Source organism: Collinsella sp. wc0529 (assembly GCF_046116875.1).
GTDB lineage: Bacteria > Actinomycetota > Coriobacteriia > Coriobacteriales > Coriobacteriaceae > Collinsella.
Map to the genome: position 1 here is coordinate 415995 of NZ_JBJXBO010000002.1, position 19657 is coordinate 435651.

A 19657-nucleotide genomic window follows, 5' to 3' on the forward strand; every position below is an offset into this window, starting at 1 on the left:
CCACACCGCTAAACGGTTCCGCCCGGCAGTTGGGGACAGTCCCTTTCTGCCGGCACAAAAGGAACGTCCCTAACTGTCGGTTGTGGGACAATACCGAGCGAACGTGATTGGGCGTCTGGGAAAAGGGGTCGCGATGAACAAGTTGAGGACGCTTGCCGATGTGCTGCGACAGGCTGGCTTTGCGCGCATCACGGGCCTGTTTCTTATCTTTTACTTGCTGTGCTCGACAGCTGTCTGGCTGTCCGAGCCCACGACCCTCACCTTTGGCGATGGACTTTGGTTTAGCTTTGAGACAGTCTCGACCATCGGCTTTGGCGACATTCCGGCCGAAACACCGGTTGCCCGCGCTATTACCGTCGTCTTGAGCGTTATCAGCATCTTCTACATCGCCATGCTCACGGGCGTGGCGGTGAACTACTGCAATACGCTCATCAAGATGCGCCAAAAGGACACCGTGGCGCGCTTTATGGACGATCTTGAGCATTTGGAAGAGCTCGATCGCGACGAGCTTGCCGATCTTTCGCGCCGCGTGCGCGAATATCGGCGTCGCCAACGCTAGAGCGGGCGCCGCGCGTCACGATGAGGGGGACAAATATGAACATCACCGTGTACCTGGGTGCCAACACTGGCAATGACCCGGCATTTCTGCCCGCGGTGCAGGAGCTGGGCAACTGGATTGGCGCCAATGGACACGCGCTCGTATACGGCGGGTCCAAATCGGGCCTGATGGGTGCGCTCGCTGATAGCGTGCTCGATGCTGGCGGACACGTGACGGGTGTGGAGCCGAGCTTTTTTATCGAGGCCGAGTTTCAGCACGACGGCATCGACGACCTTATCGTGACGAGTGATATGGCCGAGCGCAAGGCCAAGATGATCGAGCTCGGCGATGCGTTCATCGCATTTCCGGGCGGCACGGGCACGCTCGAGGAGATTGCCGAGGTTATGTCCGCGGTGTCGTTGGGGCACCTGAGCTCTCCGTGCATCCTGTATAACCTGGACGGTTACTACAACGACCTCAAGGCGTTGCTCGGGCACATGATTGATAAGGGGCTTTCGAGCCCGAGGCGCCAGCACGGCATCTACTTTGCCGACGATTTGCGCGAGATTGCCTCGATTATCAACGGATGAGTCTTGAGCTTGCCCCACTATGGCTCCCAATGGTGCCGTTCGCGGCGCAGACGGTTGGCTCGTTCGGGCAACGCTCGCTCTACAATAAAACGTATCTATGTCGACTTTGACCGCGGGAGGACCCGATGGATAACCTTGCCAAACCCACGAACCGAGCGCTGTTTTTGGTCAGCGTCGCCGTGACCGGTGCACTCGCGGGTGCCGCAGTCTGGCTGTTCTTTTTTGCGATGGAGCACGGTATCGACTATCTATGGACCGAGATTCCGCACGCGCTGGGCGTCGCTTCGCCCGAGCTTGCCAGCGGCCCGTTTGGCTTTCTGCCGTACCCGTTTTTTGTCTGCCTGCTGGGCGGCCTGTTAATCGGTCTGTACGAAAAGATGACAGGCACCAAGACCGATGACCTCAACCAGGTGATGGCTAAGGTTAAGCAAGACGGGCGCTACCCGTACGACAACCTGGGCAAGCTTTCGCTCGCGGCATTGCTGCCGCTGCTGTTTGGCGGAAGCATTGGACCGGAGGCCGGCCTGACCGGCGTTATCGCCGGTCTGTGCAGCTGGGTCGGCGACCGCATGCGTCGCTTTGGCGCCGAGTTTAGGGAGCTCACGTTGCTGGGCACCCAGGCTGCCCTGACGGCGCTCTTTACCGCGCCCGTCTTTGGCTTTGTGGCGCCGCTTGCCGGTAGCACCGACGGCCAGGGTGAAGACGCCGACGATGAGTCCGCGTCCGGCGAGATCACCATCAAGCTGCCCAAGACGCAAAAGACGGTGGTCTACGGTATTGCGATTGCCGGCGGTCTGGGCACCTACCTGCTGCTTGGACAGCTTGTGGGCGGCGGCATGGGCATGCCCAGGTTCGAGTCCGCCGAGGTGGGCAACCTAGAGCTTACCTGGCTCGTCCCTCTGTCGTTGATCGGCACCGTCTGCGGCTGGCTGTACTTTGTCTCTGAGCATGCAAGCGAGGCACTGTCCCATGCAATAGGGGAGCGTCCTGTCGTCAAGGCCATGCTGGCCGGTCTGGCACTCGCCATCTGTGGCACGGTCCTGCCCTATACCATGTTTGCCGGCGAGACCCAGGCCGACGTGCTCATGGAAACCTATCTGACCATCCCCGCCGGCGTGCTTATTTTGACCGGTCTGGTCAAGGCCATGCTGACGCCCGCCCTCATCAACCTTGGTTGGCGCGGCGGTCACTTCTTCCCGGTTATCTTCTCGGGCGTAAGCCTGGGCTATGGCCTTGCCATCCTCACCGGCGCAGATCCGGTCTTTTGCGTCGCCGTCTGCACGGCATCGACGATGGGCGCCGTCATGCGCCAACCCGTTATGGTCGTGGGCTTGTTGCTCATGTGCTTCCCGCTCAAAGGCATCGTCTGTATGATCATCGCCGCCGTCATCGCTGCCGGTATTCCACTGCCCAAGCCGCTGCGCAAGTAGTACAGTGGCGCACGCCGGGGACATGCCCTTTGCCACGGATTTGCGGGGAGGGGCGGCGATCGCGTCCTTCGCGGATTGAGACTCGTGTGGCTACAGATCGCGTACTCGATAAACCTTGGTGCTGACGGTGCAGCTGATTGCGCATAGTGCGAGCGCCAGTACGGCAATTCCTGCACACAGACAGCCAAGGACGGCAGGATCGGGATTCGCCCCGGCAATCGACATAAGCCAGTTGCTGATGGGGTTGGAGGAGCTCAGCGCTGCCATGGTAAGGCATCCGAGTAGGGCAAACAGGCCAACGGATAGGCGCAGTGCCTCCATGTGTCCAAATCGGAAGAACAGCGGCTGTGCCAAGAACACCATCATGAGGGAGATGAGCATCGATGCTGCCGAGGCGGTTGCGATTTCAAAGATCGTCTGGCATGTCGAAGGGATGCCCATGGGGTCGAAGAGCGGAAGGGCGAGGATGTTCAGAAGCGTAGCCGCGCATGCCATGACGATCGAGAAGACAACGATGCACAGGTAGCGTGCGCAAATAATGTCTTTGCGCGAGAAGGGCAACGTTGCTCGATAACGTTCCCAGCCGTTTTGGTTATCGTAGCCAGCTAGCGAGTTCATGATTATGATGGGCGACATTGCGCTGACCGCACAGGCGCCGGCGCTCATGCCGGAATCGCCGTCTGTCGCGTTGGCAAGGGTCAATACGACGAATATGAACAGGCCGACGCCCGCGATGCTCGGGGCGAGCGTGCGAACGATGGCGGTCTCGGACATAAAGGCGCGTTTCATTTCGAAGCCCCTTTCAGCGTGAGGCGTAGATAGTCGTCAATGGTTGCCCGATCGCAGGGAATCTCGGGGAAGGCCTCGAGCGTTTCGCGACGGTTGGGCACGAGCACGTCCACGCTATAGGCGTGGTGGACGGCACGGGCGCCTTCGACGCAAGCCATAAGCTCGGCGGCCTGTGCTTGGGTGCAGTGGGCGATGCCGGCGCGGTCGGTAATGTCCTCGCGCGGCAGGTCAAAAATAATCGAGCCATTATCGATGCAGATGACGCGGTCGGCGGTGCGATCGAGGTCGGACGTAATGTGGCTCGAGAGTAACACGCTGTGCTGGCCGTCGGCGACAAAGGCAAGCAGCTCATCAAGCAGTTCCTCGCGTGCCATGGGATCGAGGCCCGCGGTGGCTTCGTCCAAAACGAGCAGCTTGGCATTGTGGCTGAGTGCACAGGCAAGCTGCAGTTTCATGCCCATGCCGCGGGAGAGGTCCTTGACCTTTGTCTTGGGATCGAGGCCAAATTGGCTGATGAGGTCGGCGAAGGTGCCATGGCTCCAGGCGGGGTACGCCGGTCTTACGAGTGCCTCAACTTCGGTCACCTTGAGTGTGGAAGGGAAAGGACACGTGTCCAGCACGAGACCGACACAGGTGCGCAAGCAGCGCTGCGCTTCACCGGGTGCGTCGGCGCCACAGCGCTGCCCAAACAGGTGCACCTCGCCGGCATCGAGTTTGATAAGCCCAAGCGCGGCTCGAATCGTCGTTGTTTTGCCGGCACCGTTGGCACCCACAAAGCCGACAATCTGGCCGGGCTCCACAGCGAGCGTGACATCACGCAGCGAAAAACGGTCGCTCACACGGCGTGAGATGCCTTTGAGTTCTAGCAAGTTTTGCATGGTATAGCCTTTCTTGCAGATGGCTACTGCATGGTTTCGGGGGCTACCAGGTCGAGCATCTCGTGCAGTTTGTCGCGCGTGACACCCAGGGTTTCGGCTTGGCTTGCCGCTTTCGCAAGCAGATCTTCGATATGGCAGAGCTGGTTTTCGCGCAAGAGCTCTTGGTTGCCCTCGGCGACAAAACAGCCCTTGCCCTGCACGGTGCAGATAAACCCGAGCTGCTCCAGGTCGGCGTAGGCGCGCTTGGTGGTGATGACGCTCACGCCAAGATCGCTCGCGAGCGCACGGATGCTGGGGAGTTTGGCGCCCGCAGCGAGCGTGCCCGAAAGGATCTGAGCTTTGACCTGCGAGGCTATTTGCTCGTAGATGGGCTTATCGCTCGAATTGGATAGGATGATGTCCACAGCGGCTCCTTAGCTGATGGGCTACACGTGTATATAACCGGTAAGCACAGTATATATACACTATGCACAGTTATGCAAGAGGTAAATACGGATTGCCCGCTCGTTCGTTCATCTCAATCTGTAACATCTGGAACCGATTTGGACGGCTACCTGTTATAGATTGAGATTTTGCTGGCGGGCCCCACCTGGTTGTCTCAATCTGTAACAACTGGAGAAGTTTTTGGCTGCTATATGTTACAGATCGAGACATTGGCCACCCGTCTATCCTTATATCTCGATCTGTAACAGATGGACCCGTTTTAAGTGGCTAGATGCTACAGATTGAGATCTTTCTGGGACGCCCACCTGTTTGTCTAAATCTGTAACAGGTATAGGTTCAAAAACCGTCTAGATGTTACAGATCGAGACAAATTGCTGCGGAGTGCCGCCATCGATTGCTACTCAGGCCCCAACTGATGAATTTGTCCTGATAGGCGCCCTAGAGCGAGGTTTCGCGGCTACAATAATGCGGTTACAACGACGTAATGCACTCAATGCAAGAAAGGATCCGCATGGCAAGCCTGTCGGATGAAATCTCGTCGCGCCGCACATTCGCGATCATCAGCCACCCGGACGCCGGTAAGACCACACTTACCGAGAAGCTGCTGCTCTATACCGGCAGCATTCAGACCGCCGGCTCCGTCAAGGGTAAGAGCTCGGCCAAGCATGCCGTCTCGGACTGGATGGACATCGAGAAGGAGCGCGGTATTTCCGTTACCTCCTCGGTGCTGCAGTTCACCTACAACGGCGCCTGCGTCAACATCCTCGATACCCCCGGCCACCAGGACTTCTCGGAGGATACCTACCGTACCCTTATGGCCGCCGACGCCGCTGTCATGGTCATCGACGGCGCTAAGGGCGTCGAGGCCCAGACCAAGAAGCTCTTTAAGGTCTGCACGCTGCGTCACATTCCCATCTTCACCTTTGTGAACAAGCTCGACCACGAGGCTCGCGATCCGTTTGAGCTCATGGAAGAGATCGAGAATGTTCTGGGCATCAACACCTATCCCATGAACTGGCCGATCGGCAGCGGCCGCAATTTCCGCGGTGTGTTCGATCGTCAGACCCGTCGCGTTATCGCCTTTGAGGGCGACGGTCACGCCAACGCCACCAAGAAGGTCGCCGAGGTCGAGGCTGAGCTGGGCGACCCCTCCATGGACGAGCTTATTGGCGAAGAGAACCATAAGAACCTGATGGACGACATCGAGCTGCTCGATGGCGCCGGCGACGAGCTCGACTTGGATGCCGTGGCCTGCGGCAAGCTGAGCCCGGCGTTCTTTGGCTCGGCGCTCACCAACTTTGGCGTGGAGCCCTTCCTCAAGGAGTTCCTGCGTCTGGCCCCGACGCCGCGCGCCTATACCGATACGCTCACCGGCGAGCCGGTCGATCCCTGCCGCGACGACTTTAGCGGCTTTGTGTTTAAGATCCAGGCCAATATGGACAAGAACCACCGAGATCGCATCGCCTTTGTGCGCATTTGCTCGGGCAAGTTCGAGCGTGGCATGGATGCCTTCCACATGCAGGGCAACCGTAAACTCAAGCTGGCCACGGGCACCTCGATGATGGCCGATGACCGCGCGATTGTTGACGAGGCGTACGCGGGCGATATCGTGGGCCTGTTCGATCCGGGTATCTTTAGCATCGGCGACACCGTGTGCTCTGGCAAGCGCCACGTGCAGTATCCGCAGATCCCGACGTTTGCCCCCGAGATGTTCGCTCGCATTACGCAGGTCGATACGCTCAAGCGCAAGCAGTTCGTCAAGGGTATGGAGGAGCTTGCCCAGGAGGGTGCTATCCAGATCTTCCGCGAGTTGGGTGCCGGCATGGAAAGCGTCATTGTGGGCGTGGTCGGCGTGCTGCAGTTTGAGGTGCTCGAGCGCCGTCTCAAGGCCGAGTACCGTGTTGAGGTTCGCCGCCAGCCGCTGCCCTATACGGACATCCGCTGGATCCAGAACGACCCCGACACTATTGATATCCCGGGCCTTTCGCTCACGCGCGACACGCTGCGTGTCGAGGACATGCGCGGCGGTAAGCTGCTGCTGTTTACGAGCCCGTGGAACGTGGATTGGGCAACCGACCACAACCCCGACCTGATCCTGTCGGAGTTTGGCAACGTAGCCTTTTAACGTATCGGCGCGGTGGTCCTGCGGGGCTGCCGCGCCGTTTGCTTGCCTTATGCCGTGTGAGCGGCTATTATACCCACCGTCGTCTCAAGACCGGGGCGTCCGAGCAGTTCGGGTCCGATATCCTGCTCGTTAAACCTAAAACCAAAGGAGTACATAATGATCAAGAAGGTCATGGAGGACTACAAGGTCCTGTTGCGGAGCATTCCCGCGGCAACGGTTTCGCTGTTTTTCGTGAGCGTCATCATGATGAACCTGCTGGCCAACAAAGAGCTTATCAGCCTGCCGTATCTGGCACTCGATTGCGGCTTTGTGGTGAGCTGGGTTTCGTTTTTGTGCCAGGACATGATCTGCAAGCGCTTTGGCGCCAAGGCATCCATCAAAATCTCTATCCTCGCGCTGCTGGTCAACCTGGCCGTGAGCCTGTGCTTTTGGGCATGCTCGCTCACGCCCGGTATGTGGGGCGCCTACTACGACACCGGCATGATCGAGGTCAACACCGCCCTTAACGCCACCATCGGCGGCACCTGGTACGTGGTGCTGGGCTCTTCGCTGGCAATGCTCGTTTCTGCCGTGGTTAACTCCACGCTCAACCAGTCGCTCGGCCGCATGCTCAAAAAGAATAACTTTGCGAGCTTCGCCTTCCGCTCCTATGTGTCCACGGGTGTTGGCCAGTTTATCGACAACTTGGTCTTTGCCATTGTGGTGAGCCACACGTTCTTTGGTTGGACCTGGGTGCAGGTCCTTATGTGCTCGCTGACCGGCGCTGTTGCCGAGCTGCTGTGCGAGGTTTTCCTGAGCCCCGTGGGCTACAAGGTCGTGCGCGGCTGGGAGCGCGAGAATGTGGGCTCCGAGTACCTCGAGCGCCACGCAACCGCCTAAGGAGCAAGTATGCGGGTTTTGATCACGGGCGCTTCGGGCGGTATCGGAGCCGCATGCGTGCAGCGCTTTTTGGACGAGGGCCACGAGGTCGTGGGCTTTGATCTGCTGCCGGCGGTGATCGAACACGAGCGCTATCGCCATCTGATCGTTGATGTCCGCGAGCCTGACTCGTTTCCAGGCGACCTTGAGCCTCAGGTAATCGTGAACGTTGCCGGTACGCAGGATTCGGCCGACGACATTGCTGCCAACCTGTATGGCACCATCAACGTGACCGAGCGCTACGCCTTTGTGGGAGAGGGGCTTGCCGCCAAGCCGGCGCCGGCTATCAAATCCGTGGTCAATGTGGGGTCGGCGAGCGGGCATACGGGATCGGAGTTTCCCGCCTATGCTGCCAGCAAGGGCGGCGTTATCGCCTACACCAAGAACCTTGCAAACCGTCTGGCGCCGCAGGCCATCGCCAACAGTGTGGACCCGGGTGGCGTTATCACGCCGCTCAACCGTTGCGTGATGGAAGACGAGCACCTGTGGAACCAGATTATGGAGCTCACGCCGCTTAAACGCTGGGCTACCGCTCGAGAGATCGCTGAGTGGATCTACTTTGTGGGCGTGACCAACCGGTTTATGACCGGACAGAGTCTGTTGATCGATGGCGGCGAGGCCGGCCGCACCCAGTTTATCTGGCCCGAATAGGAAACGCGCCCGATGGAAAGCCGTCGGGCGCGTTTTTGATGTCTCGATTTTTAGCCGAGGCAAGTCCAGTTGACGGGGGTCGAGCCGTGTTGTTCGAGTAGCCGATTGGCGGCAGAGAAGGGGCGCGACCCCATAAAAGCGGGGAGTTCTGCCGTGGCACGGTTGGCCGAAAGCGGCGAGGGGTGCGTAGAGGCCAGGCAGAACTTGCCGGTTGCCTTGCCCGCGCCGGTAGCGGCGAGCTTGCCTTCGACCATCTGCTGGGCAAAGCGACCCCATGCCAAAAAGACGACCGGCTGGGGCAGCTGGCAGCAGCGTTCGATAACGTAGTCGGTGAGCGTGCTCCAGCCTAGTTTGGCGTGTGAGTTGGCGGCATGCTCGCGCACGGTGAGCGTAGTGTTGAGAAGCAGGACGCCCTGTTGTGCCCATGGGGTTAGGTCTCCCGTGGCGGGAATGGGGCAGCCCAGATCGGCTTTGAGCTCATTATAGATGTTGCGCAGGCTCGGCGGCAACTTGGTTTGCGTCGCGGGGACCGAGAACGACAGCCCCATGGCCTGGTTGGGTCCGTGATAGGGGTCCTGACCCAAGATGACAACTTTGACCTGGTCGGCCGGGGTGTAGGCGAGGGCATTGAGGATGTCGTCTTGTGCCGGGTAGATAGTCTGCTCGGCACGCAAAAGGGCGATGCGCTCGAGCAGCTGGTTCGTAGTGTCACGTACCGGCTGCGGCGCATTGCCCAACCAAGTTGCTATGTTGCGGTCGCGGGTTGCGGTGTCCATGGGGCTCCTTTATGGCAGATGCTCTGTTGGCATCTATTGTAAAGGCGCACCGGTTGCCTTTATGCCGCGGCTGCATGAAGAGCGGGGTCTACGAGGCGCGCTCGGGCGCTCCTGCCATACGAGCGCGTCCATGTGCGCGGAGGCGCGGAAGCTCGACGGTTGCCGCCATGACGCCGGTGAGGATGAGAGCTGCACCCAGGAAGGCGATGGGGCTCAGGACCTCGCCGACTAGGAAGAACGAGAAGACAGCGGAGCAGACCGGCTCGAGCGAGAAGGCAAAGCCGGTGGTCTCGGCGGGCACGTGGGGCTGCACGAGCGTCTGGGTGATAAAGCCGTAGGCAGAGCAGATGAGTGCGAGCGCGACGACAACGACGATCTCGCTGGGCGTGCTGGGAAGCGTGAAGCCGCCAAAGGTGAATGCCGCGACGCCCGAGAACAAACCGCCAAAGCCTAGCTGCCAAACGCCCAGAGCCAGCGGATCGACTTCTTCGACAAAGCGCTTGGCCACGATAATGTGGCTGGCATAGATAAAGGCCGAGAGCAGCATGATGATTGCGCCGGGATTCAGGCTGGTAAAGTCGGCGCCCGAGAGCAGCAGCATGCCGCAGGTGACGATAGCCGTGCCGATGAGCACCTTGCGCTCGGGGGCGCGACGCAGCAGAGCTGCGTTGGCAAACGGCACGATCACGACCGTCAGGCTCTGCAAAAAGCCGGCGGTGGAGGCAGAGGTGAGGCTGGAGCCCAGGCACATGCAGGTGAGCTCGGTTGCCATAATGGCGCCGATGATGGCGGCACGGACCATAAGGTCGCGGTTAATGCGCAACGCGTGCTTGTGGAAGAGCAGCAGGCAGACCACAAAGGCGATGATGCAGCGTAGCGCGACGATGCTCGTGGCGTTCATGCTGTCCATGCCGATCTTCATGAGGGGATACGAAAAGCCCCATGCGACGGGAACGGAAAATGAGAGCGCGATTGCTTTTTTGCGATCCATGGGACTCCTTTTGTTACAGAACGGTTACGCAAAAAGGATTCTGCTCCCAGATGTGGATGTAGTAAAGCGAATGTATCTTCAGTATGATTAAGAAATACTAATGTAGGCAGAAAAAGCCCCGGCAAAACGTTTTACGGCTGCATTGATGTGGAGGCACGATGGCATCGCGGTATCAGATTGTTTGTATGGTGGTCGATTGCGGCAGCCTGAAACGTGCGGCCAACGAGCTGGGCTATACGCAAAGTGCGGTGAGCCAGGCCGTCAAGGCGCTCGAGCGTGAGCTGGGTACCACGCTTATTGAGCGCGGTAAGCAGGGCGTGTCGCTTACGCGCGACGGCAAGCAGTATCTGCCGTACCTGCGCCAGATCGTGACCGCCGAGGCCGAGCTCGAGAGCAAGCGCCAGGAGCTGCTGGGGCTTTCGTCGACCGATATTCGCATTGCGACGTTTACCAACGTGAGTCGAACCGTGTTGCCGCGCGTGATTCGCGACTTTGGTGCGCTGCACCCGGGCGTGCACTTTACCCTCAAGCAGGGCGATTACACGCGCAACGCCCAGTGGGTGCACGATGGCGTGGTTGATTTTTGCTTTACGGCGCGCGGATTTACCGCGGGGCTCGAGAAGCGCGTGGTCTATCACGACGAGTTGGTGGCATTGTTGCCGGCCGCGCATCCGCTGACGGCAAAGGAAAAGGTGACACTCGCCGACCTGGCGTCCGAGCCGTTTGTGCTGCTGGATGAGGGCGAACAGAGCCTGGTGCTCGATGCATTTGCGGCGCATGGGCTGTCGCCGCATGTGACGAGCGAGGTCACCGACGACTACACCATCATGGCGATGGTGGAGGAGGGCCTAGGCGTGAGCATGCTCTACCGTCGTACTGTGGAGGGCATGCGAGCCGATATTCGTGTGCGGCCCATCGTGCATGCCCCCTCGCGCGACGTGGTGGCGGCCTGGCGCAGCTGGGACACCATGCCTATCGCCACGAGGCGCTTTATCGACTATATGAGCTCGCATATTGTCAATTAATGACTGGCGTGGCGTTGGGTGCGGTGTTTAGCGGGCTGTCGCTTTGGCTTGGGTGGCGCGATAGGTGCGTGCCGGGTGGCAGAGTAGCACCGCCACGACCATAAAGAACGCCGTGGTGCCCAGGCTGATGGGGTAGACCATCATGATGTTCGCAAAGGTGCGGAAGTGCGGGAACACGCAGAACACCCAATAGAAGCGGATGCCGCAGACGCAGATCATGGTGATGAGGGCGGGCGTGAGCGAGATACCAAAGCCGCGCAGGTAGCCGGACATGTTTTCGTAGAACATGCTAAAGGCGTACGCCGGGAAGATCGAGCACACGCGGATATAGCCGATCGAGACGATGTTGGGATCACTGTTGAACAGCGACAAGATCTCACGCCCCAGGCCGACAATAACGATAATTGTGGTGAGCGCGACGATACCGCCTTCGACCAGGCAGACCTTGAGCGTTTTGGTGCAGCGGTCGATCTGGCGGGCACCGTGGTTTTGTCCCACAAAGGTGGTGCAAGCCTGGCTAAAGCTGTTGAGCAGGTTATAGCACACGTACTCCAAGCTCATAGCGGCGCTCGATGCCGCCATGACCTCGGTGCCCAGGCTGTTGATGGCGGACTGGATGATGATGTTGGCGACGGCAAAGACGGCGCTTTGGATGCCGGCGGGCAGGCCGATCTTGACGATGCGCTTGAGGGCGACGGGGTCGATAGCCAAGTCACGCGGGGTGACGCGGACGACAGAGTCGGTCTTGAGCAGGCGGATAAAGAGCGTAGCGGCGCTGACGGTGTAGGCGATGGCGGTGGCGATGGCGACGCCCGCGACGCCCCAGTGAAGTACGGGGACAAAGATGAGGTCCAGGCCAATGTTGAGGACGGTGGACACGGCAAGCGCCTGCAGCGGCATGCGGGTGATGCCGACGGAGCGGAAGATCGCGGCCTCAAAGTTGTAGAGCAAAATCGAGGGCATGCTCAGCAAAAAGACGCGTAGATAGAGTGAGGCGAGCGGCATGGTCTCGGCGGGAACGTTGAGCGCGGCGAGCATGGGCTCGGCAAAGATCTCGCCCAGAGCGATGACGACAAAGCCCACGAGTGCCATTAAAATCGAGGTATGGACGGCGCGTTTGACCATGTTCTGATCGTTGCGGCCGATAGCGTTGGCGATGACCACGTTGGAGCCAAGCGACATGCCAATAAACAGGTTGAGCATAAGACTGGTAAGCGGAACATTGGAGCCGACCGCCGCCATGGCGAGGGTTCCCTGGTCGCTCGAGAAGTTACCGATAATGACCGTGGCGATGAGGTTCGACAGCTGCTCCAAGATGCTCGTGGCGGCCACGGGGAAGGCGAACAGGGGAATATTGCGCCACAGCGAGCCGGTGGTCATGTCAATGTGCTTAGATACGGTGTCAGCCATACGCTCTCAATCTCTAACATGCTCTTTCGTGCTTATTTGCGCAGATGATGATACTCCTAATGCAACCAGTCGGCACTTGGGGACGTTCCTTTTCTGTCGGCAGCTGGGGACACTCCTTATCTCTTCTAACTAGTCATTCAAGAACGTCCCCAATGACTAGGTGGGGAAGGCGTGAGACAATGGTGGGCGTTGTGTTGTTCGCGCTAAGGAGTTGCCATGTTGTTGTGTCCCGTTTGCCATGAACCGTTGGTGGACGATGAGCGTGGGGCCGCATGTGCGGGCGGACACCGGTTTGACCGTGCGCGCGAGGGTTATCTATATCTACTGCGCTCGTCCAAGAGCGGCGACTCCATGGGCGATCCCAAGTCGCAGGCACGCAGCCGTCGTGACTTTCTAAACCGTGGCTACTATGCGCCGTTGCGCGATGCAATGGTCGAGCTGGTGCGTGAGCGGGCGGCTGGGTGCGCTGCGTCTACGAACGGCCCCATGACGTTGCTCGATATTTGCTGCGGCGAGGGCTACTACACCAGCGCCATGGGCGCGGTGCCGGGCGTGGATGCTTACGGCTTTGACCTGGGCAAAGAGATGGTGCGCCTTGCCGCCAAGCGCGGCGATGCGACCTACTTCGTGGCCAACATGAAGGACATCCCCGTGGCCGATGGCGCCTTCGATATGGTGACCGAACTCTTTGCTCCCTTTAACGAGCGCGAGTTTGCCCGCGTGCTGGCGCCAGAGGGTTCACTCTATACCGTGGTACCGGGTGCTCGTCATCTCTTTGGGCTCAAAGAGGTGCTCTACGACACGCCGTACCTTAACGATGAGAAGCTGCCGAAGACCACCGAGCTCGAGTTAGTCGGAACGCAGCGGGTGTCTGCGCACATTACGCTCCAGACTCAGGCAGACATCGAGGCGGTGTTCCAGATGACGCCGTACTACTACCGCACGCGCCCTGCCGACAAAGAGCGCCTGGCAAACTTGGACACCCTTCAAACCGACATCGACTTCATCATCGCCGAGTACCGCCACAGCTAACAACCTGCCAAAAAGGGACAGGTTTATTTTGGTAGGTTTTATCTGGGCAAACGTAAAGGGCCGACCGCGGAGATGCGCGATCGGCCCTTTTTAGCTGCTTGATAGCAGGGGCTATGGGAGACAGGTGCCTACAGGCGGTCCTTGTTCTCGGCCTTAACGGCGTGTGCCTGCTGAACAAAGAACAGGTCGTACACCACGATGACAAAGGCGCCAAAGTTGATGGCGTCGCCGCCAAACGCGGGAAGCGTGAGCACCGCTTGGGCAAGCGTGGCGACCGCGGCAACAATACCGAGCTTAAACGCGCCGTCCACCTGCGAAGGCTTGTTGGCGCCCTTGATACCGGCGACGCCTGCGGCAAGGTCGACGAGACCCTTGGCGATAAGCACGACCGCTGCGAGCGTGGCGTACGAACCGTACGTGGAATCGAGACCGCCCGTGGCGATACCGACGCCGGCGGTGACGAGGCTGGCGATGCCCAAAACAAAGTAGATGAGAGCAAGGATTTTGAGAGTCTTGCGAGTGAAGCTCATGGCTGGTCCTTTCGATACGAGTACGCCAACTTGGCGCACCCAATGTACTGCACATATCGTGAAGCACATTGTAATTCAACGGGGCGATGCATGCGTTTGAAAGCGTCTCTTGCCCGCACGGTCCAACCTTTCAAAAAAGAAAGCTGGGCGTAAGTCAAATCGATGGCAGCGTATGCGCGGCGCTGCGATGATGGGTCCATGGTAAGAGCTGGTCTCAAGGAGGAGCCATGATGTACGGAGCAGGGCAAGTGCATGAGCCGCGGTCGTTGGGAAGGCGCATGGGTGATTCTGTGATCGCTGCCGTGTGCACGGGATTGATGGCGGTGCTTTGCATTGGGATGCTGTGGGCCATGTCGCATGTGGGACAATAGAGGACGGTTGGGTGCCGACATAAACGGCGCTCGCGTATTCGTTTTGCTTGTTAAGGAGTACCCATGGGCGTCGTCGATCCCTTTTCTGTTGCTCGGTCCGCGGGGCTTGAGCTAATCGGGAAGCCCGAGGGCCTCACGCTTACCGACGGCACGATGGAGCTGCGTGCCGATTTTGGCCGCATGCTTCCACGGCTCAAGCAGGGCCGTCTGCAGCAAGAACTGCTGGTAAAGGCTGCGCGCGCAAAAGGCATCGAGAGCCCATGGGCGATTGACGCCACGGCAGGCTTTGGCGAGGATTCGCTGCTGCTGGCGGCCGCGGGCTTTAGCGTCGATCTGTATGAGCAGGATTGCGTGATCGCGGCGCTCCTCAAGGATGCCTTGGATCGCGCGGCAGATGATCCGGCGCTTGCGACAGCCGTGGCGCGCATGCGCTTACATGCGGGCGAGGACAGCATTGCCGGCCTTCGCCATACAGCTGAGCTGATCGGGCAGGGCGAGCTCACCGCTCCTGACGTGGTGTATCTGGACCCCATGTTTCCCGGACGCACCAAGAGCGCGGCGGTTAAAAAGAAGTTCCAACTCTTGCATCATCTGGAGCAGCCGTGCGCCGATGAGGAGACGTTGGTCGAAGCTGCGCTTGCGGTTCACCCGCGCAAGGTGGTTATCAAGCGGCCGGTGAAGGGGCCACTGCTTGCCGGCGTTAAGCCGAGCTATCAACTTGCGGGCAAGGCCGTTCGCTACGATGTTTTGGTTCCGCCGCGCCCGTAGCTTGCGTGCGATGGTTGGCGCTCCGTCAGTGCCGTGCCGATGCGGAGTCTATTTCCAAGGATGCGACGTCAGATGCCAGCCGCCGCAGTACTCGCATTTGTAGCAGGCCAAACCACGTCGCCCGCGGTTTTCGCAGTCGGCCATAACGGCCTCGGCCTCGGCGCGCGTGTCGTAACGGTTTTTTCGCTCGCACGACTTGTAGCGCCAGGCCTCATCTCGCTCGGCGTCCAGGGCGTCGCGGCGCTCATCCTCGCGCGCAAACAGGTCGCTCATATCGCCGCCGGTGGCAGCGCCCAAAAACTCGCTTTTGGCCTTTGACCAGGCGGCTCGCTTTTTGCTCCCCATCTGCTTCGCGCCCTTCTCCAAACGTTGGTATCATTGCTCAATCAAAGTGATACCAATAAACGTGAGGTCGCCGCGTGATGATCAGAAAAACCCTCGATACCGACATTCCCGCCGTCATGGCTATCTATGACGCGGCCCGCGCCTTTATGCGTGCGCATGGCAACGCCACGCAGTGGCCCGAGGGCACGCCTTCTGCCGAGCAGCTGGCTGCCGATATCGCCGCCGGTGGCAGCTATGTGTGCGAAGTCGACGGCCGCGTGGTGGCGACGTTTGCCTTTTTACCGGGCCCGGACGAGTGCTATGACGTCATTGAGGACGGTCAATGGCGTAGCGACACTCCGTACGCCGTGCTGCACCGTGTGGCATCCGACGGCACCGTGCACGGTATCGCGGCTGCGATGTTTGCCTTTGCCAAAGAACGTGCCGATCACCTGCGCATCGACACGCATCAGGATAACCTGCCCATGCAGGGTGCGAGCATTAAGGCGGGGTTCGAGCGTGCCGGCGTCGTGCATGTATCGGACGGCACACCGCGCGTTGCGTTCGATTGGTTGCGCGAGGCATAAGATCGAGGGCGCGCATCAACAATTCGTGCGAACGAAAATGGCCCCGGGTGGGGCTATTTTCGTTCGCTGCGCTGTTTTGCAAGCCGGCTTTCGCAAGGCGCGAACCTACGAAAATCGCCGCGCGGCAACGCGGGGCGATGAGCTCGGTCGGGGGATAGGGCCCGCTTCGCCCGCCGGCACGCAAATTGTATCATCCAGTGTGGAACGAGGACGCCCGTTGCCGCGTGCGATGGGCTTGTAATAAGAGGAGAGCCATGTCGAAGCAAGCGGTCGTTGGAATCTTGGCGCATGTCGATGCCGGCAAGACCACGTTGGCCGAGGCCATGCTGTTCAACGCGGGTCGCATTCGCAAGCGCGGCCGCGTGGACGATGGCGATTCGCATCTGGATACAAACGCGATCGAGCGCGAGCGTGGCATCACGATTTTCTCGTCGCAGGCCGTGCTCGACCATGGCGATGCCCACGTCATGCTCGTGGATGCGCCGGGGCATGTCGATTTTTCTGCCGAGGCGGAGCGCACGCTGCGCGCACTCGACTACGCGATTTTGGTTGTAGGCGCCAACGACGGCGTGCAAGGACACACCGAAACCCTGTGGCGCCTGCTTGCGCGCTATGACATCCCGACGTTCATCTTCATCAACAAAATCGATTTGGAGAATCCCGGCCGCGATGTTTTGCTGGCACAACTTGGGCAGCGTCTTTCCGAAGGCTGCCTGGATGCCAACGAACTGCTGGCGGGCGGCGCCGTTCAGGAGGACGCTGCTGCGTTGGACGAGGCGGCGCTCGAGGAGTTTTTTGAAGCGGGTGAGCTTTCCGTCGCGACGCTGCCGCGCATGGTTGCCGAGCGCAAGCTCTTTCCCTGTTTTGCCGGCTCGGCGCTCAAGGACCAAGGCGTGGACGAGCTGTTGGATGGCATATGTGCGCTGATGCGTGAACAGGCGTGGCTCCCGGAGTTTGCCGCGCGCGTCTATCGTGTCAGCCGAGGGGATCGCGGCGAGCGCTTGGCTTGGGTTAAAGTGACCGGCGGCACGTTGCATGCCAAGCAGATGATTGACGGACGTTCCGGTGCCGAGGCATGGGAGCAGAAGGTCGATCAGGTACGCATCTATAACGGCGAAAAGTATGAGCTTGCCCAAGAAGTTGCCGCTGGCGGCATCTGCGCCGTGACGGGCCTTGCACACGTTCGCCCGGGTGATGCCCTGGGCGCGGAGCCCGCGGGCAATGCACCTGTCATTGCGCCAGTCCTCACCTATACGGTGCTTCCGGGCGAACACGATGTCCATACGGTGTTCCAGGCACTGGCCGAGCTTGCCGACGAAGATCCCATGCTCGGCGTAAGCTGGAATACGCATCTCGAGCAGATTCATTTGCAGTTGATGGGCGCCGTGCAACTCGAGGTCGTGCAGCGGGTGTTGGCCGATCGTTTTGGCCTTTCGGTTGCGTTTGAGTCTGGCGGCATTCTCTATAAGGAGACTATTTCGCAGCCAGTCGAGGGCGTGGGCCACTTTGAGCCGCTGCGCCACTATGCCGAGGTACATTTGCGCCTGGAGCCGTTGCCAGCGGGTTCGGGCGTGCAGTTTGGCACCGTGACCTCGACCGACGAGCTCGATCTTAACTGGCAGCGTTTGGCGCTCACCAACGCCATGGAGCGCGATCATCTGGGCGTGCTGACCGGCTCGCCCATCACCGATGTGCGCATTACGCTCACGGGCGGCCGCGCGCATGCCAAGCACACCGAGGGCGGCGACTTTCGCCAGGCCACGTACCGCGCGATTCGCCAGGGGCTCATGCAGGCGCGTGAGGCCGGCGCGGCAGTGCTGTTGGAGCCGTGGTATCGCTTTGAGCTCGAGGTGCCGGGGGAGTGCGTGGGCCGGGCGCTCTCGGATGCCACGCGCATGGGTGCCGAGTACGAGTCGCCGACGATGGCGGGAGACCGGGCGAAGCTTGTGGGTCGCGTGCCGGCTTCCGAGGTGCAGGATTACGCGCTGGAGGTGGCTGCCTACACGAGCGGTCGCGGGCATCTGTACCTGGAGTCCGCCGGCTATGCGGCTTGCCATGATGTCGAGCACGTAATCGAGACGGCCGCCTATGAGCCCGAGGCCGATCTGCCCAACACGCCCGACTCGGTCTTTTGCTCTCACGGCGCCGGTTACACGGTCAAATGGTACGACGTACCCGCCGCGGCGCACGTAAAGATCGATCCCGCCACCTTCCGCCCCTGGCGAGCAGCAGACGCCGAGTTTTTCGGCCACATGTGACAAAGGGACAGTTCCTTTGTCACATGCTATTGGTATAACTCGGTATAAGTTGGTATAACTATTACCAGGGTTTGCCAATCCGAGGAGGCCGACATGAATCCAAATCCCTTTAAGCCAACGGCAGGCAAGCGGCCTCCGATGCTCATTGGTCGCGAGTCGGTCATCGAAGATTTCGAGGAAGGGCTCGATAACGGCGCCGGAGCGCCGGGCAGGCTCATGCTCATTACGGGAAACCGCGGCTGCGGCAAGACAGTTCTCCTGCGGGAGCTGCAACGTCTGGCCAGCGAGCGCGGATGGGCGGTTGTCTCCGATTCCGCTTCGCTTGGCTTATGCGACCGCTTGGCCGACGCGCTTCGCTCGAATAAACCCGTTGTGACGTCAATGGAGTTCGGTCCGTCGTTTGGCCGGATGTCGGTCGAGGCGGCGCGAGCAAAGGGCGAGACGTTGCGAGGGCTGGTCAACGAGCGTCTCAAGAAGCTCAGTCCAGGCAAGGGCATACTGTTTGCGATTGACGAGGCGCAATCGGCGTCTATCGAGGAACTGGCGGCTCTTGCCGTTCTCTATCAGCAGGTGCTCGGAGACCAGGATGCTACGGGCTTGCCCGATAGCGACCAGCGCGGTCTTGCGCTGGTGTTCGCCGGCTTACCCAGTATGGTTGACGACCTGCTCGAAGAGCCGAGCGTGACGTTTTTGCGGCGTGCCCAGCAGCGTACGCTGGGGGCGATATCTTTGCCCAAGGTGCGCGATTCATATGTCCAGACGGTCAAAGACGCTGGTCTTTACGTTGACGCGGAGACAGCGGACCTTGCGGCGCGCAAGAGCATGGGGCATCCCTACATGGTTCAGCTGGTGGGCTATTACATGTGGCGGTCTGCTGTCCGGCGTGGCTCGCAGGTCATTGAAGAGCGCGATGTCGAGGATGGTCATGCGGATGCCGTCTCCGAGTTCTACGAAGCGGTTGACGCGCCCCTGTATTACGGGCTGCGCAGTCCGCAACGCCTCTTTATCGAGACTATGGCTGCTGATGAGGGTAAACCGACGCGCATGGCGGATATCATTGAGCGCTGTGATCGCACCCAGAGCTGGGCGAGTAAATATCGCGCAAGCCTGATTCGCGAGCGCGTCATCGAGGCTGCCGGATATGGCCTCGTCCGGTTTACCGTGCCCATGCTGGGCGAGTATATCCGCGACCGCATTTTATGGCACGAGTAGGGTGATAAAG

The 19657-nt window shown here is 60.0% G+C and carries 20 protein-coding genes; 12 read left to right on the forward strand and 8 right to left on the reverse strand.

The window, feature by feature from the left end; genetic code table 11:
* Positions 1–133: 133 nt before the first annotated feature.
* The 3 genes from ACKUTP_RS08440 to ACKUTP_RS08450 all read left to right on the forward strand — a co-directional run bounded on the left by ACKUTP_RS08440 (position 134) and on the right by ACKUTP_RS08450 (position 2558).
* Entirely contained in the window at positions 134–559 is a 426-nt protein-coding gene (locus ACKUTP_RS08440) for a potassium channel family protein (protein WP_409064081.1), read from the forward strand.
* A gap of 35 nt (positions 560–594) precedes the next feature.
* A complete protein-coding gene (locus ACKUTP_RS08445; RefSeq protein WP_409064082.1) occupies positions 595–1128 on the forward strand; it encodes a TIGR00730 family Rossman fold protein in 534 nt (177 codons plus the stop codon).
* A 125-nt stretch (positions 1129–1253) separates the two neighbouring features.
* Entirely contained in the window at positions 1254–2558 is a 1305-nt protein-coding gene (locus ACKUTP_RS08450; protein WP_409064083.1) for a chloride channel protein, read from the forward strand.
* A 90-nt stretch (positions 2559–2648) separates the two neighbouring features.
* Here ACKUTP_RS08450 and ACKUTP_RS08455 read toward each other — a convergent pair whose 3' ends face one another.
* From ACKUTP_RS08455 to ACKUTP_RS08465, 3 genes are read right to left on the reverse strand one after another with little or no spacing between them, the layout of a single operon-like run.
* Positions 2649–3347 (reverse strand): ABC-2 transporter permease, encoded by a 699-nt coding sequence (locus tag ACKUTP_RS08455; RefSeq protein ID WP_409064084.1) that lies wholly within the window; start codon positions 3345–3347, stop codon positions 2649–2651.
* Complete coding sequence (locus ACKUTP_RS08460) at positions 3344–4225, reverse strand: ABC transporter ATP-binding protein (protein ID WP_409064085.1); 882 nt, start codon at positions 4223–4225, stop codon at positions 3344–3346. Before ACKUTP_RS08460 ends, ACKUTP_RS08455 begins: the two co-directional genes overlap by 4 nt.
* Before the next feature lie 23 nt (positions 4226–4248).
* Entirely contained in the window at positions 4249–4629 is a 381-nt protein-coding gene (locus tag ACKUTP_RS08465) for a GntR family transcriptional regulator (RefSeq protein ID WP_409064086.1), read from the reverse strand.
* A 551-nt stretch (positions 4630–5180) separates the two neighbouring features.
* Here ACKUTP_RS08465 and ACKUTP_RS08470 point away from each other — a divergent pair.
* From ACKUTP_RS08470 to ACKUTP_RS08480, 3 genes are all read left to right on the forward strand, one after another.
* Positions 5181–6794 carry a peptide chain release factor 3 gene (locus tag ACKUTP_RS08470; protein WP_349129970.1) on the forward strand — a complete coding sequence of 538 codons (1614 nt, stop codon included), beginning with the start codon at positions 5181–5183 and terminating at the stop codon, positions 6792–6794.
* A gap of 156 nt (positions 6795–6950) precedes the next feature.
* Entirely contained in the window at positions 6951–7673 is a 723-nt protein-coding gene (locus tag ACKUTP_RS08475; protein WP_022093974.1) for a VUT family protein, read from the forward strand.
* 9 nt (positions 7674–7682) lie between these two features.
* The gene (locus tag ACKUTP_RS08480; protein WP_409064087.1) at positions 7683–8363 is read left to right on the forward strand and encodes an SDR family NAD(P)-dependent oxidoreductase; all 681 of its coding nucleotides are present in this window, start codon (positions 7683–7685) and stop codon (positions 8361–8363) included.
* 50 nt (positions 8364–8413) lie between these two features.
* On the opposite strand, the gene ACKUTP_RS08485 is transcribed toward ACKUTP_RS08480, so the two are convergent.
* Both ACKUTP_RS08485 and ACKUTP_RS08490 read right to left on the reverse strand, forming a co-directional pair.
* Positions 8414–9139 carry a uracil-DNA glycosylase gene (locus tag ACKUTP_RS08485; RefSeq protein ID WP_409064088.1) on the reverse strand — a complete coding sequence of 242 codons (726 nt, stop codon included), beginning with the start codon at positions 9137–9139 and terminating at the stop codon, positions 8414–8416.
* Positions 9140–9227: 88 nt separating this feature from the next.
* On the reverse strand, positions 9228–10130 hold the full coding sequence (locus ACKUTP_RS08490) for a DMT family transporter (protein ID WP_161115293.1): 903 nt from the start codon (positions 10128–10130) through the stop codon (positions 9228–9230).
* 158 nt (positions 10131–10288) lie between these two features.
* Between ACKUTP_RS08490 and ACKUTP_RS08495 the strand changes: the two genes are divergently transcribed.
* Complete coding sequence (locus ACKUTP_RS08495; RefSeq protein WP_409064089.1) at positions 10289–11155, forward strand: LysR family transcriptional regulator; 867 nt, start codon at positions 10289–10291, stop codon at positions 11153–11155.
* Positions 11156–11182: 27 nt separating this feature from the next.
* Here ACKUTP_RS08495 and ACKUTP_RS08500 read toward each other — a convergent pair whose 3' ends face one another.
* Entirely contained in the window at positions 11183–12565 is a 1383-nt protein-coding gene (locus ACKUTP_RS08500) for an MATE family efflux transporter (RefSeq protein WP_409064090.1), read from the reverse strand.
* 216 nt (positions 12566–12781) lie between these two features.
* Here ACKUTP_RS08500 and ACKUTP_RS08505 point away from each other — a divergent pair, with 216 nt between their 5' ends.
* Positions 12782–13597 carry a putative RNA methyltransferase gene (locus ACKUTP_RS08505; RefSeq protein ID WP_409064091.1) on the forward strand — a complete coding sequence of 272 codons (816 nt, stop codon included), beginning with the start codon at positions 12782–12784 and terminating at the stop codon, positions 13595–13597.
* Positions 13598–13725: 128 nt separating this feature from the next.
* Here ACKUTP_RS08505 and ACKUTP_RS08510 read toward each other — a convergent pair whose 3' ends face one another.
* Positions 13726–14127, reverse strand: a complete 402-nt coding sequence (locus ACKUTP_RS08510; protein ID WP_055286664.1) for a hypothetical protein — start codon at positions 14125–14127, stop codon at positions 13726–13728.
* A 434-nt stretch (positions 14128–14561) separates the two neighbouring features.
* On the opposite strand from ACKUTP_RS08510, the gene ACKUTP_RS08515 reads away from it, so the two are divergent.
* A complete protein-coding gene (locus ACKUTP_RS08515; protein ID WP_409064092.1) occupies positions 14562–15266 on the forward strand; it encodes a class I SAM-dependent methyltransferase in 705 nt (234 codons plus the stop codon).
* 48 nt (positions 15267–15314) lie between these two features.
* On the opposite strand, the gene ACKUTP_RS08520 is transcribed toward ACKUTP_RS08515, so the two are convergent.
* The gene (locus tag ACKUTP_RS08520; RefSeq protein ID WP_055310006.1) at positions 15315–15611 is read right to left on the reverse strand and encodes a hypothetical protein; all 297 of its coding nucleotides are present in this window, start codon (positions 15609–15611) and stop codon (positions 15315–15317) included.
* Positions 15612–15688: 77 nt separating this feature from the next.
* Here ACKUTP_RS08520 and ACKUTP_RS08525 point away from each other — a divergent pair, with 77 nt between their 5' ends.
* The 3 genes from ACKUTP_RS08525 (at position 15689) to ACKUTP_RS08535 (ending at position 19647) form a co-directional block, all read left to right on the forward strand.
* Entirely contained in the window at positions 15689–16177 is a 489-nt protein-coding gene (locus ACKUTP_RS08525; RefSeq protein WP_409064093.1) for an N-acetyltransferase, read from the forward strand.
* Between the two features lie 254 nt (positions 16178–16431).
* On the forward strand, positions 16432–18435 hold the full coding sequence (locus tag ACKUTP_RS08530; protein ID WP_409064094.1) for a GTP-binding protein: 2004 nt from the start codon (positions 16432–16434) through the stop codon (positions 18433–18435).
* A 93-nt stretch (positions 18436–18528) separates the two neighbouring features.
* Positions 18529–19647, forward strand: coding sequence for an AAA family ATPase (locus tag ACKUTP_RS08535; RefSeq protein WP_409064095.1), 1119 nt, complete (start codon positions 18529–18531; stop codon positions 19645–19647).
* Positions 19648–19657: the final 10 nt, after the last annotated feature.